The sequence below is a fragment of the Spirillospora sp. NPDC046719 genome, from assembly GCF_040645715.1.
GTDB lineage: Bacteria > Actinomycetota > Actinomycetes > Streptosporangiales > Streptosporangiaceae > Spirillospora.
In genome coordinates this window covers 24,875-37,850 of the sequence record NZ_JBEYYT010000045.1, presented here as the reverse complement: position 1 = coordinate 37,850, position 12,976 = coordinate 24,875, and the positions used below count along the sequence as shown (strand labels likewise).

Below are 12,976 nucleotides of genomic sequence, written 5' to 3'. Positions count from 1 at the left end.
GGGGCGGGAGCGCGTTCGCGGGTCCAAGGCGGAGCGCTCCCGGCAAGCCGTCACCGGGCGGCTTCCTCGACGAGGTACTGGCGCGCACACCACAAGGCACGGTCCGCCAGGGCATCGCCGAAACACGCCGGCTGCTGACCATCGGCGACCCCGCCACCGCCGCGGCCGTCCTGGGCAACGGCCGCCAGGTCGCCGCACATGACACGGTGCCGTTCACCCTCTGGGCGGCGGCGCGGCACCTGGGCGACTACGAACGGGCGTTCTGGACGACGGCCTCCGCAGGCGGCGACATCGACACCACGTGCGCGATAGTCGGCGGCATCGTCAGACGCCCGCCCGCAGCCTGGCTCACCGAAACCGAGCCGCTCCCTAGCTGGTGCCTGTAGACCGCGCTATGAGACGGGCAGGTAGCGGCGTAGGAAATCTTCCGTGAGCCGCCACGCCCGGTCCGCGGGCTCCGGCTGGTAGAACATCGGCGCCTTCCGGTTGTGGAAGGCGTGGCCGCCGTCCTCCTGGACGTGGATCTCCGTCCGGTCCCGTCCCGCGACGGCGCGCTCCACCGCCGCGACGTCCTCCCTCGGGATGTAGTCGTCGGACCCGCCGAAGTGGAACTGCAACGGCGACCGCACCGCGTCCAGCGCACCCAGCGCACCCGGGACACCGCTGCCGTAGAACGACACGACGGCGTCCGCCTCGGCCCGCGTGGCCAGCAGATACGCCAGCGTCCCGCCGAAACAGAACCCGAGCACGCCGATCCGGCCGTCGACCTCGGGCAGGCCCTTGAGCGCCTCCAGCGCGGCCTCCACGTCGTCCTGGCCCTTGTCCCAGTCGAACTGGGAGACCATGGACATCCCCTTGGGCAGGGCCTCTTCGGTGTGCCGCGTCGTCCAGTTCGGCTCGATCCGCCAGAACATGTCCGGGGCGGCCACCACGTAGCCCATGGCCGTCAGGTCCCCGGCCACGGCCCCCATGTACTCGCCGACGCCGAAGATCTCCTGGATGAGCAGGATCCCCGGCCCCCGGCCGCTCTCGGGCGTCCACACGTGCAGCCGGAACTCGCCGTCCGGCACCTTCACCGTCTCGATTCGGGTCATGTCACCCGATGATCGCGTACACGGCGCTGGCCTGCGCCACGGTGGCGCCGTTCGCCGCCATCACGATGTCGGCGAACGCCAGCGTGCGCCCCAGCTTGCCCAGCTTCACCGTCACCAGGACGTCCGTCCCCACCACGGGCCGCATGAACGCCGTGTTGAGCTGCACCGTGGTCATCGGCACAAAGCCGCCCTTGGCGCCCGCCACAGCGATGACCACGGCGGTGTCGGCGGCGGCCATCAGCGCCTGCCCCGACATGGCGCCGCCCTCGCGCGCCAGCCGGTCCGACCACGGCAGCCGCAGCACCGCGGCCCCTTCCCCCACCTCCTCTACGACGAACCCCAGTTCCAGCACCCAGGGCGCGAAGTTGTCACGAAGGATCCCGGCAGCGTCTTCAGGCTTCACCGTCACACCGTCATGATGCACGCTGTGGGCATGCACGAGGAGATCTTCCACCCCGCCACCTACGCCACGGGGGTCCCCTACGACGCGTTCAGGAAACTCCGCGCCGAATCCCCCGTCGCCTGGATCCCCGAACCCGCCGTCGGCCCCTGGCCCGCCGGCACCGGCTACTGGGCGGTCTTCTCGCACGCCGACGTGAAACACGTTCTCCGCTCCCCCGACCTCTTCTCGTCCAACCTCGGCGCCACCCAGATCCGCGACCCCGACACCCCCGAGGACCTCGCGTTCGTCCGCGCGATGATGCTCAACCAGGACCCGCCGGACCACTCCCGCCTGCGCCGCATCGTCGCCGCCGCCTTCACCCCCCGCGCCGTCCGCGCCCTGGAGGAGACCATCGACCGGCGGGCGCGCGACCTCGTCGCCTCCGCCCTCGGCCAGGACACCGACTTCGTCGAACTGGCCGCCGACCTGCCCGTTTGGACGCTCGCCCACATCATGGGCGTGCCCGACGGCGACCGCCGGCTCCTGTACGACTGGGCGTCCCGCGTCATCGGCTACCAGGACGACGAGTACGCCGGCCTGTCCACGGCGGACACCGCGTCCATGAGCCCCATGGCGCAGAAGGCCATGCGGCACCGGCCCGCCTCGTTCACCCACCCGGACGGCCGTCCCGTCAACCCGCGCTCCTACGCCGCCCTGGCGGACATGTTCGCCTACGCCCACGCCTTGGCGGCCGTCAAGAAGGAGCACCCGACCGACGACATCATGTCCCGCATGCTCCAGGGCGGCCTCACCGGCCACGAGTTCGAGAACATGTTCTTCCTCTTCGCCGTCGCCGGGAACGAGACCCTCCGCAACGGCATCCCCGGCGGCCTCCTCACCCTCCTCGACCACCCGTCCGAACTCGCCCGCCTGCGCGCCGACCCGTCGCTCCTCCCCACCGCCGTCGACGAGATGCTCCGCTACTGGCCGCCCGTCATGGACTTCCGCCGCACCGCCACCCGCGACCTCGCCCTCTCCGGCCGCGAGATCAAGGCCGGCGAGAAGGTCGTCGTCTACCACGCGTCCGCCAACCGCGACGAGACCGTCTTCCCCGACCCGGACCGCTTCGACGTCTCCCGCACCCCCAACGACCACGTCAGCTTCGGCTTCGGCCCCCACTTCTGCCTCGGCGCCCACCTGGCCCGCACCCAGATGCGCGCCGTCTTCCGCGAGCTCCTCCCCCTGCGCATCGAGCGCACCGGCCCCGCCGTCCGCCTCGCCTCCAACTTCCAGAACGGCCTCAAGCACCTCCCCGTCCGCCTCACCCCCGCCGGGTAACCCCGTCGCGAACCCCGCCCCGCTCTCGGTACGCTTGCAAGACGGGTCGCTAGCTCAATTGGCAGAGCTCCGGACTTTTAATCCGTAGGTTGTGGGTTCGAGTCCCACGCGACCCACCACCCCTGACCAGGGCGAACGCGAGTTCGCCCGGCTTGCCCACCGTCCGCTTCACCCCACTCCGTCCCCATGTCGGCTCCGGCGGCGTTGAGGATCTCCCAGACGGTGGAGGCCGCGACCGTCCAAGCCCGGCGCCAGTGCCTGCCCGGCACCGCCTCTCTCACCTGCTGACGGCTCCGCAAGATCACGGCCCAGCACGGTATGTTCCGCACCAACGGCCTGACGCCGCACCTGATCGAGGGCGGGAGAGCACCTCGGCTCTTGGTCTGGGTCGTGGTGGTGTGCCGGCGTCGTGACGCCGGGCGAACGCATCTCCACGGCCGCGCACCATCGGCGCCGAACCCCAATGAGATGACGTCGTGGTGGGTCAGGTCGCGACAATATCGACAATCCGTACTTCCGCATTGAGGTGTTGTGACAGCCTAGACACGGGCTGTGCCCATGCGAGAGTACGCATTCATCAATGTTGTGATCTGCCGTCGACGCACCGAGGATGCCGATGCACGATTTCCCTCATTCCACTGCCGGCGCCGACCGCCGTGATGTCCGGCGAACCGGCAGGCCAGCGGCCCATGGTATACGCCGGCAGAGCAGAATGCGCGCCCTTCACCTATCCATTTCCCTGCTCCCGACGGCTGTGATGGGGTTTCTCGGTCTCGCCGCTGTGGCGGTTCTCTACGACGGCACCGTCGTGAGCCAGGGGATGCGGCTGCAGCTGGCCATGGTGGCTGTGGGGGCCGTGATCACCCTGGGAGTCGCCTTCGTCGTGACAGAGGCGGCGACCCGCCGGATGCAGCGGCAGTGCACCGAGTCGGTCCTCCGCGATCGGGAGTACACGCAGGGGCGGCTCGGTGAGCTCGGTTTCCTGATCGTCCAGGGACGGCAGGACCTGCAACGGCTGGCCGAGCGGCTCCGCGCCGGTGGGACGGCCACCCTGAGCGGCGAGGACTTCCCGCCCCCCGCCGGCGCCGACCCCTACCTGCATCTCGTGCACGAGCTGCGGAAGGCGCAGAGCGCGGCCTGGAACGCCGTCGTCGGCGCCGCGAGCCGCGAAGGCACCAGTGGAAGCAGTCAGCGGGTCGCGGTCTTCGTCAACCTGGCACGCCGGCTGCAGTCGCTGTCGCATCGGGCGATCCAGGGGCTCGACGAGCTCGAGAACCAGGTGGAGGACCCCGACCTCCTCAAGGGGCTGTTCAGAGTCGACCACCTCAGCACCCGCATGCGCCGCCAGGCCGAGAGCCTCGCGGTGATCGGCGGTGCGGCGCCGCGGCGCCGCTGGACCAAGCCGGTCACGGTGTACGAGGTGCTGCGCTCGGCCATCGCCGAGGTGGAGCACTACCACCGGGTCAAGGTGGTGCCGCCGGTCGAGGGGAGCCTGAACGGCGGCGCGGTCGCGGACGTCATCCATCTGCTGGCGGAGCTCGTCGAGAACGCCACCAAGTTCTCCCCGCCGCAGACGCAGGTGTTCATTCGCTTCGAGAGGGTCACCGCCGGCATGGCCATCGAAGTGGAGGATCGCGGCCTGGGCATCCCGCAGGAAGACCAGCGGCGGCTGAACGCGCTGCTCGCCGACCCCGAGCGGGCCGACACCGAGGAACTTCTGAAGGACGGGCGGATCGGGCTCCTGGTGGTCGCCGCGCTCGCTCACCGCCACAGGGTCCGCGTCCAGCTGCGGGGCAATGTCTACGGTGGTACGCAGGCCATCGTCGTCGTTCCGAAGGAACTGGACGGCGGGGAGGCGGAGGAGTCCGAGACAGGGCCCCAGGCGGAACCGGTGGCCGCCGCCGCGGCGCCACCGGCCGCGAGTCTCGCGGACCCGCTGCCGGCGCGCGTTTCCGGCTCCGGCCAGGGCGTCCAGTCCCGGCCGGGTCCGCCGCTGGATGGGCGCGATGCCCTCGGCACCCCCATGCCGCCCCAGCCGCCCTCCGCGGCCGAGGACTCCCAGCGCCGGCCCTCGCCCCTGCCCGCGTCCGGGCCGCCGGCGGCCGCGCCGGACCCCCTGACCGCGCCGGACCCCCTGACCGCGCCGGCCTTTCCGGGCGCCGCCGGTGAGCGGCCGCCATTGCCGCAGCGCCAGGCCCAGGCCAGCCTGGCACCCGAACTGCTCAATGCGCCCGCAGCCCAGCAGGATGATCAAGAAGTCGAATACAATACCGGCTTCATGGCGGCGTTCAAGAAGGGCTTGCGCAGCGCCGAGGAGAATGACGGTCCTGCCGAAGACCTCGACCGTGAGAATTGACGAGAATCACCTATGACAAGGAGTATCCGTTGAGTGGCGTCTCCCCGAACCAGGTTCAAGATCTCGCTTGGTTGTTGCGAGGGCTGGGCGAGGAGGTTCCGTTGATTCGCGGCAGCGTGCTGCTGTCGTCCGACGGCATGATGAAGGCCGCCGACGGCTTCGACCGCGCCGGCGCCGAACATCTCGCCGCGCTCGCGTCCGGGCTTTTCTCCATAGCGCGCAGCGCCGGAACGAAGTTCGACGACAGCAACGAGGTGCGGCAGGTCGTCGCGGAACTCAAGTCCAGCCAGTTGTACATCTCCTGGGCGGGTTACAACTCAGTGCTCGCGGTACTGGCGGAGGAGGAGGCCGACCCGGCCGTCGTCGGTTTCGAGATGGCCCGGCTGATCAAGGCCGTCCGGCCGTTCCTGCACACCGCGGCACGGCCGGCGGCCGTGCCGAGCGACCGGAACCGAGCGTTTTGACGGCCGGAGAGGACGAGGTCTGGGTCGACGACGACGCCGGGCTGCTGGTGCGGCCGTACGCGGTGACCTCCGGCCGCACCCATCCGACCGTCGATCTGAAACTGCTGTCCTTGGTGGTGGCGGTCGGCACGCATCCAGGCGCGATGGACCCGGAGCACGCCAAAGCGCTCGAACTGTGCCGCACGCCGACCTCGGTCGCCGAGGTCGCCGCACATCTGCGGCTTCCCGTGGTGGTCACCAAGGTCCTCATCTCCGATCTGGTGGACAGCCGGGCGATGACCGCCCACGCGCCGCGAACCGCGGCCGATCCCACCGACCGAGCCCTTTTGGAGAAGCTGCTCGATGGCCTACAACAAATCTGAGGTGCTCCCCACCCAGGTCAAAATCCTCATAGCCGGCGGTTTCGGCGTGGGGAAGACGACGTTCGTCGGTGCGGTGAGCGAGATCGAGCCGCTGAGCACCGAGGAACTCATCACCTCGGCCAGCGTCGGAATCGACGACCTCGACGGGGTGGAGCACAAGTCCACCACCACCGTGGCGCTCGACTTCGGCCGAATCACCATCGGGCGGCACGGGATCGTCCTCTACCTGTTCGGGACGCCCGGGCAGCGGCGGTTCTGGTTCATGTGGGACGAACTGTGCGCCGGCGCGCTGGGCGCCGTCGTGCTCGCCGACACCCGCCGCCTGGAGGACTGCTTCGAGGCCGTCGACTTCTTCGAGAGCCGGGGAGTCCGGTTCCTCGTCGCGATCAACGAGTTCGACAACGCGTTCCGCTACGGATCCGACGAAGTGCGGGCCGCTCTCAAGCTCGACCCGCGCGTGCCGATCGTGCCGTGCGACGCGCGTGACCGCGACTCCGCCGTTTCGGCGCTGCGGGCCCTGATCCGGCATCTTCTCGCGGCCGCCCCCTCTGTGTCCATTTGACAGAACCGCAGTACAAGCAGGAAGCCCGAGTCCGCGCCGAAGCCGCTTTGTCTCCGGATCCGGATTCGAATCCAGTGAATCCTCGCCCATCTTCGCACTCGGCCATATGGAGGCCCCCGTGACGTACCCGCCCAATGACCAGGCAGACGGATTCTCGGCTCGCCCCTTGATGCCGCTCGACCACGAAGCGCCCCGGCGAGCGGCGCGCCTGCGAGAGCTCGGCTTGGGGCAGTCGCGGGAGCGCGAATTCGATGAGTTCGCCCGTAGAGTCGCGCTGGACGCGCAGGAGCTCGTGGGACTTCCCGGCACACCGGTGGCCTTCGTGAACCTCGTCGGCGACGATCAGTTCATCTGCGGCGTTCACACGTCACCGGCCGACGCCGAGGTCGTGGGCGGCGTCCTCGATGCGAGAGTGCCCCTCGACGCCGGCTACTGCCCGCATGTCGTCGTCCGGCGCAAGGCCCTGATCCTGGACGATGTCCTCGACTATCCGCGTTTCGCCGGCAATCCGATCGTCGACGCGCTCATGGTCCGCAGCTACGCAGGAGCTCCGCTGACCGACCGCACGGGCACGGTTCTCGGCACGATCTGCGTCGTGGACAGCGAACCGCGCCCGTGGGGCAAGGCCGGACTGGATCTCATGAAGCGCAGGGCGGCCGACCTCGTCGACCTGATCCACCGCCGCGAGGGCCTGTCGCGCTAGCCGACGGGTCCAGTGGGAGGCCAGGGGAAACGGACCGGGCCCGATCCCGGCACCGCGCTCCGGGCCTCCCCGGCGAAGGGCCCGGTCAAAGGCTCAGGCTCTCCAAGGGAGGCTCCTGGAGGTGCCGAGGGCGGCACCGGCAGGTGCGGGTGAGCGGCGGCGGCCGCGGTGGCCGGATCTCGCGAGCCGGGCTCGTCCGCGGCCCCGGGTCGCGAGGCCCGGTGCCCGCCTGCCGCGCCATAGGTGTCGAGTATCCCGGTGGCCAACAGGCGGAACTCCGCGGCGACACCGGCGATGTCGCTCCTGAGGAACTCGATGGCGGGCCGGACCCTTGCCGGATCGGCGCCGGTCTCGTCGGCCCACTTCAGGACCTGGGTGATCGCGAACAGGTAGGCGATGGCGCGGCCGGCGAGGACCTGCTGCGCCTGGCCCAGGCGCTGGTCGAGGAAGCTCAGGTCCGTCTCGAGCGCTGCGACCGCGGGCGCTGTGAGCGGCCACTCGGCCAGCAGTTCGCTGAGCGCCCGGCCGGACCGCCGGGTCAGGCAGTAGGCGGTGAGCTGCTGGCTGAGCATGTCGTTGTTGCCGTCGAAGATGCTGAAGACCCGCGTGTCCAGGAATGCCTGACCGGCGATGTTGGTGGGCGATCCGCAGCGATATCCCTCGGCGCCGGTCAGCTGCTGGTAGTGCTGAGCCGCGCTGATCATCCGCTCGGTGGCGACGGTCTTGAGAGCCTGCACCGCCGGAAACGCGGGGGTCATGTCGCCCTTGACGTCCAGCATCGTCTGCAGGTAGTGGCTGAGCGCCTCGCAGATGGTGGCGGAGGTGTCGATGGCCGCGAGCCTGTAGTTGACGAACCCGATCTTGGACTGCGGCTTCCGTCCGATCTGGCGACCGTCGACGTACGTGTGCGCCTCCCGGCTGATGCGGCGCAGGAATCCCGACCCCGCCGCCGCGAGCAGCGCCCGCGACGCCAGGAAGACGTCCACCGAGTCCAGGCCCGCTTCCTCGGCGTCGATCCGCCGGTGCCGGGGAACGATCACATCGATGTCGTTGACACCGTAGTCCAGCAGCTTCAGCCCGACCGCCTCGTACAGCTCGACAGTGCGGAAACCCTCGCTGCGCTCGACGACGAAGTAGCCGTACTCGCGACGGTGTGCGTTCTTCGCGAGGACCAGCCACCAGTGTGCGGAGGAGCTGAGAGCCTGCCAGTGCTTGCGACCGCGGATCCGGTAGCCTCCCTCGACCTCCTCGAAGGTGGTCGTCATGGCCGACAGGGCCGAGCCGGCACCCGGCTCGGTCGCCGCAAGTCCGGCCATCACCGGGGCGTCACCGGCGAACAGCGGCAGCATTTCCTGCTTGACCTCTTCACCGGCCCACTTCACCACCGGTAGGAGCGACAGCGCCGTGTTGACGATCACATAGACGCCCAGCGCCAGGTTCCACTCGGAGGCCGTCTCGACGATCCGGCACATCTCGACGCCGCTGTCGCGGCCTCCGTACCGCCGGGGCAGAGTCGGAAGCCGGACCCCGGCCCTCACCAGGAGCGCCCAGCTGTCAGGGGGGAGCTTCTGCTGCGGGAAGGTCGCGGAGTCGAACTTGGACGCGACCGCGTCGAAGCCGGCGATGAAATCGTCCGTCGACAGGGACAGCAAGTGATTCGTCGGCGGTAGATCATTCGTCATGGTGTCCGCTCTCACGGTTCGGCCTGCCAGGGGCAAGGGGGGAAGCTGCCAGGTTCCGGCGATCAAGGGCACGCTGATGTTCGTTTCATCGCAACAGCGGCCTTTGGACCACCTTCCGAATCATCCGGGTTTCGGGCATATGTCATGGTCATTCGGTCGAGCAACGAGTGCAAGGAACAGAATTCTCACCACAGTGAACGTGTCAATCACTCACCCCTCGCGTGAACTGCACGAACTCGCGGATCGGCAGGGCTCGTCCTCCCCCGGCTGCGACCGGGGCCACACGCGATCGAAAGGTGCGCTTACGGCCCGGATGTAGAGGGACGCCCCCACAGGAATGCCAAGGAATCTCACCACCTACGGATCACGCACGCGAACCGACCGCAATGCTGATCAAGGTTACACCGGTGCCTCTGGACCGCGATATGGCACCCTGTTCTCCTCTCATGAATGAGCCAATTCCGAACTGGGTTCACTGGTCGCAGGCCGCTTGCATCCCGCGCGGCGTGAGCGTATAAGAGGGAGTTTCGTCCTGTATCCGCGGCGTCAATTGCCCCGCCAGGCGGGCCGTTCTGGTCCGCCGCCGCGCCAGGAACGTGCCTCCGCCCGCCAAGTGGCAGCGGGTCGCGCAGACCGCGCCGCAGATCGCGCAGCAGGCCACTGCGCAAGTGCGGGACAAGGCCACCGGGCACTGATCCCGTCCTCCGGTCCGGCCGCGGCTACCTGCCGGGTAATCGGCTTTGACGACCGGTCGCCCTTAGCGTCGAGGTCATCGAGGTCAACAACCCCGGAAACGAGGACTCCGATGACCAACACGGCCACGAGCCACAACTCCGCCGGCCTGTTCGCCGATGCCGGCCGCCTGCTGCGACTGGTGCTGCGCGCGGACGCCATCACGACTGGCGCCAACGGTCTGCTCTACCTCGCTCTTGCCGCTCCGCTTCAGGACCTGCTCGGACTCGACGCCACCACCGGACGGGCCCTGGGGGCGTTTCTCCTGGCGTACGCCGCTGCCGTATGGGCCATCTCGATGCCCGCCCGGCCCAGGCGGGTCGCTGTGGTGACCGTGGTCGAGGCGAACTCGCTGTGGACGATTCTGAGTGTCCTCACGGTGCTCGTGGGCTGGTTCTCGCTGAGCACCGTCGGGGCCGTGTGGGCGGTGCTCCAGGCCATCGTGGTCGCCGGCTTCGCAGCGCTTCAGTTCACCGCACTACGCCGCGCCCGCTAACGAAGGCGCGGTTCAGCGATATCGATGCGCGTCCACGAGCATCTGTGCGACCTCGGTTGAGGGTTGACGTTCTGTGCTCGGGACGCCCGCTGGTCCGGTGACGAGGAGATCACCAAATCGGGTGTGCGGTGCGGTCGCGGCTGGTGAACGCCGACCGGCGGCCGGGCGGGTTCCGGCCCGGTCACGGCCGCTTGCCGCGCACCCGAGCGAAAAGTCGCGCTATCGACACCATCGGGGATGGCCGTTAGCGCGGATTTTCGTTGCTCCGCCCGTCATGGCCTGGCAGGCCGCGATCACTCGCGGGCGCGCTGATCGGCTCCCAATGACACCCAGCCGCTGCGTCCTACGTCGTACGGGCGGATGACCGCCTTCACCTTGCGGTTCGTCCCGGCTACGGTCTGGAAGGCCCTGGCGACCCGAGTCGCCAGCTCTTGCAGCGCTTCTTTGGTCCGTGCTTCGTGCTCCCACAGATCGACGTTGATCCTGGTCGTCAGGGCGTCGAACGAATCCGGAGCCAGGACCGGGACGAGGTCGATCTCGTGATCGTTTATCTCGAGTTCCGGCATGCTCGTCAGAGCGCGCCTGACAGCCTCCGCGATGTCGGGCAGCGGATCGGCTTCTTCCAGGTTGAAGATCGTTACCTGTGGCATGGGCAATCTCCGGTGCGGTGGGTGGCGGCTGCCTCGGGCACCGGCAGCAGGGGTCGATAACGAGCATCACCAGACCCGTGGCAGCGTCTACAGTGCAGGTCAGACCCCAACCGGCCTCCTCCGCCAGGGGTCTACCGTGGTAGAGGCATCATCCCGCGACGACCGCCTCGCCGCGGCCTATCCCTGCGAATGAACTTCGCCGGCGGTGACGGCCGCTGAGCCTTTATCGCCCCGCGCAAAGCGAACAGGCGGTCGTGTTTGCGCCTGCCCCGGCAGCGGCCCCGGCGGCCTCCTCGGGCACCGGGGTCGGCATTGGCATTTCCCCGCCCTCGGTGGTCAGAAGTGTGGCTGCTCGCCGGGGAGGAGGTGCTTGAGCAACGTCTCGCTGATGTCGCCGAGTTGCTTGACTTCTTCGGGTGTCAGGACGTCGATCAGGTGGGTGCGGACGCTTTCGACGTGGCGGGGAGCCGCGGCCCGCAGGGCGGCCAGGCCGTCGTCGGTGAGGACGGCGAGCCAGCCGCGCCGGTCGGAGGCCAGGTGTTCGCGCCGCACCCATCCGGCCTTCTCCAGTTTGCCGATCGCGTGGGTGATGCGGCTGGGCTTGGAGTGGGTCCAGCGCGCCAACTCACTCATGCGCATCGTCCGGTCGGGTGCCTCCGACAGCAGGACCAGCAGTTCGTAGTAGGTGGGCGGCATCCCCGCCGCCTCTTGCAGGTCGCGTTCCAGGCGGTCGAGCAGCAGCCGGGTGGCCAGCCCGAACGCCCGCCAGCTGCGCTGCTCCTCGGGGGCGAGCCATCGCGTCTCCGTCACGGAAAAAAGCTATCACGCTGAATAGTTGCGTACTGAATGATCTCGGGCTATCGTCCCGACCTGTTGTTCAGCACTGAAAGATCTATCGCTGAAGTAGCAAGGAGACCGACGTGCGTACCTCCCGATCCCTGGCCACGGCGGCGGCCCTGCTGGCCGCCGCGAGCATCAGCACGCCCCCTGCGCACGCGGCGGGCCCGGCGAGTTGGCGCGCCGTCTGGGGCACCGCCGCGCAGCCGGCCGTGCCGACCGCCGACTGGTACGGCGTCAACTGGTCCCAGCAGGGTTTCGCCGACGACTCGCTGCGGCAGGTGGTGCGGCTCACCGGCGGCGGCAGCAAGGTGCGCATCAGGTTGTCGAACGTCTACGGGACGAGGCCGCTGCGCATCGCCGGAGCCACGGTCGGCCGCGCAGGAACCGGTGCGGCCGTGCAGCCCGGGACGCTGCGACCGCTGCGTTTCAGCGGCCGGGCCACGACCACGCTCGCGGCCGGCAGCGAGATCGTCAGCGACGCCGCCTCGCTGGCGTCCTCACCCCGCGACCAGTTGGCCGTAACACTCCGGCTGAACGCGCCGACCGGGCCCGCGACCTTCCACCATTTCGCGATGGCCACCTCCTACCGCGCGGCCGGCGACCACCTGGCCGACCCCCGCGCGACGCCGTTCGCCCAGCAGAGCGACTCCTGGTACTACCTGACCGGCGTCGAGGTCACCGGTCCCCACGCCGGCGGGCCTGCCCCGCGCCGCACCGTGGTCGCCTTCGGTGACTCCCTCACCGACGGGGTCGGGTCCACCAAGGGCACCGATGCCCGCTACCCCGACCGGCTGGCCGAACGGCTCCGCGCCGCGGGGCGTCGGTGGGGCGTGGTCAACGCCGGAATCGGCGGCAACCGCGTGCTGACCGATTCCCCCGTGTACGGCGAGCGGGCGGTGGCGCGCTTCACCCGCGATGCGCTGGAGCGGCCCGGTGTCCGCAGCGTGATCGTCCTGGCGGGCGTCAACGACCTGGCCGCCTGGAACGAGACCGGCCCGGTCACCGCAGCCCAGCTCATCGACGGGCACCGCACCCTGATCCGCCTGGCCCACGCCCGCGGCATCCAGGCCGTCGGCGCCACCATCATGCCGATCGGCGGCTCGGCCGCCCAGAGCCGGCGCGGCGAGCAGATCCGCCGACAGGTCAACCGCTGGATCCGCACCAGCGGCGCCTATGACGCCGTCGCCGACTTCGACCGCGTCGTCGCCGACGGAGACCACCTCAAGGCCGCCTACGACAGCGGCGACCACATCCACCTCAACGACACCGGCTACCGCGCCATCGCCGATGCCGTCGACCTCAACACGCTCTGACC

14 protein-coding genes and 1 tRNA gene are annotated in these 12,976 nt (G+C 69.4%); 10 read left to right on the top strand and 5 right to left on the bottom strand.

Going from position 1 to position 12,976, the window contains the following annotated elements:
* Nucleotides 1-386, top strand: a 386-nt coding sequence (locus tag ABZ914_RS11250) for an ADP-ribosylglycohydrolase family protein (protein ID WP_500192875.1), incomplete at its 5' end; no start/stop codon positions are given.
* 6 nt (nt 387-392) lie between these two features.
* Here ABZ914_RS11250 and ABZ914_RS11245 read toward each other — a convergent pair.
* Both ABZ914_RS11245 and ABZ914_RS11240 read right to left on the bottom strand, forming a co-directional pair.
* Nucleotides 393-1,094 carry a dienelactone hydrolase family protein gene (locus ABZ914_RS11245; protein WP_500192874.1) on the bottom strand — a complete coding sequence of 234 codons (702 nt, stop codon included), beginning with the start codon at nt 1,092-1,094 and terminating at the stop codon, nt 393-395.
* A 1-nt stretch (nt 1,095) separates the two neighbouring features.
* On the bottom strand, nt 1,096-1,548 hold the full coding sequence (locus ABZ914_RS11240) for a PaaI family thioesterase (RefSeq protein WP_500192873.1): 453 nt from the start codon (nt 1,546-1,548) through the stop codon (nt 1,096-1,098).
* Between ABZ914_RS11240 and ABZ914_RS11235 the strand changes: the two genes are divergently transcribed.
* The 7 genes from ABZ914_RS11235 to ABZ914_RS11205 all read left to right on the top strand — a co-directional run bounded on the left by ABZ914_RS11235 (nt 1,528) and on the right by ABZ914_RS11205 (nt 7,261).
* The gene (locus tag ABZ914_RS11235) at nt 1,528-2,814 is read left to right on the top strand and encodes a cytochrome P450 (protein WP_500192872.1); all 1,287 of its coding nucleotides are present in this window, start codon (nt 1,528-1,530) and stop codon (nt 2,812-2,814) included. The two genes, ABZ914_RS11240 and ABZ914_RS11235, sit on opposite strands and share 21 nt — an antisense overlap.
* 43 nt (nt 2,815-2,857) lie before the next feature.
* Nucleotides 2,858-2,933 (top strand) — tRNA-Lys (locus tag ABZ914_RS11230).
* 662 nt (nt 2,934-3,595) lie between these two features.
* On the top strand, nt 3,596-5,170 hold the full coding sequence (locus ABZ914_RS11225; RefSeq protein ID WP_500192871.1) for a sensor histidine kinase: 1,575 nt from the start codon (nt 3,596-3,598) through the stop codon (nt 5,168-5,170).
* A gap of 29 nt (nt 5,171-5,199) precedes the next feature.
* The gene (locus ABZ914_RS11220; RefSeq protein WP_190856836.1) at nt 5,200-5,634 is read left to right on the top strand and encodes a roadblock/LC7 domain-containing protein; all 435 of its coding nucleotides are present in this window, start codon (nt 5,200-5,202) and stop codon (nt 5,632-5,634) included.
* A complete protein-coding gene (locus ABZ914_RS11215; protein ID WP_500192870.1) occupies nt 5,631-5,996 on the top strand; it encodes a DUF742 domain-containing protein in 366 nt (121 codons plus the stop codon). The genes ABZ914_RS11220 and ABZ914_RS11215 overlap by 4 nt, the downstream gene beginning before the upstream one ends.
* Nucleotides 5,977-6,558, top strand: a complete 582-nt coding sequence (locus ABZ914_RS11210) for a GTP-binding protein (RefSeq protein WP_500192869.1) — start codon at nt 5,977-5,979, stop codon at nt 6,556-6,558. The genes ABZ914_RS11215 and ABZ914_RS11210 overlap by 20 nt, the downstream gene beginning before the upstream one ends.
* A gap of 118 nt (nt 6,559-6,676) precedes the next feature.
* Nucleotides 6,677-7,261, top strand: coding sequence for a GAF domain-containing protein (locus ABZ914_RS11205; protein WP_500192868.1), 585 nt, complete (start codon nt 6,677-6,679; stop codon nt 7,259-7,261).
* Here the strand turns inward: ABZ914_RS11205 and ABZ914_RS11200 are convergent.
* A complete protein-coding gene (locus ABZ914_RS11200) occupies nt 7,258-9,015 on the bottom strand; it encodes an acyl-CoA dehydrogenase family protein (protein WP_500192867.1) in 1,758 nt (585 codons plus the stop codon). The genes ABZ914_RS11205 and ABZ914_RS11200 overlap by 4 nt on opposite strands.
* A 733-nt stretch (nt 9,016-9,748) precedes the next feature.
* On the opposite strand from ABZ914_RS11200, the gene ABZ914_RS11195 reads away from it, so the two are divergent.
* Nucleotides 9,749-10,171, top strand: a complete 423-nt coding sequence (locus ABZ914_RS11195) for a hypothetical protein (RefSeq protein ID WP_500192866.1) — start codon at nt 9,749-9,751, stop codon at nt 10,169-10,171.
* A gap of 293 nt (nt 10,172-10,464) precedes the next feature.
* Here ABZ914_RS11195 and ABZ914_RS11190 read toward each other — a convergent pair whose 3' ends face one another.
* A complete protein-coding gene (locus ABZ914_RS11190; protein WP_500192865.1) occupies nt 10,465-10,821 on the bottom strand; it encodes a hypothetical protein in 357 nt (118 codons plus the stop codon).
* A gap of 336 nt (nt 10,822-11,157) precedes the next feature.
* Nucleotides 11,158-11,631, bottom strand: coding sequence for a MarR family winged helix-turn-helix transcriptional regulator (locus ABZ914_RS11185; protein WP_500192864.1), 474 nt, complete (start codon nt 11,629-11,631; stop codon nt 11,158-11,160).
* 110 nt (nt 11,632-11,741) lie between these two features.
* On the opposite strand from ABZ914_RS11185, the gene ABZ914_RS11180 reads away from it, so the two are divergent.
* Entirely contained in the window at nt 11,742-12,974 is a 1,233-nt protein-coding gene (locus ABZ914_RS11180) for an SGNH/GDSL hydrolase family protein (RefSeq protein WP_500192862.1), read from the top strand.
* Nucleotides 12,975-12,976: the final 2 nt, after the last annotated feature.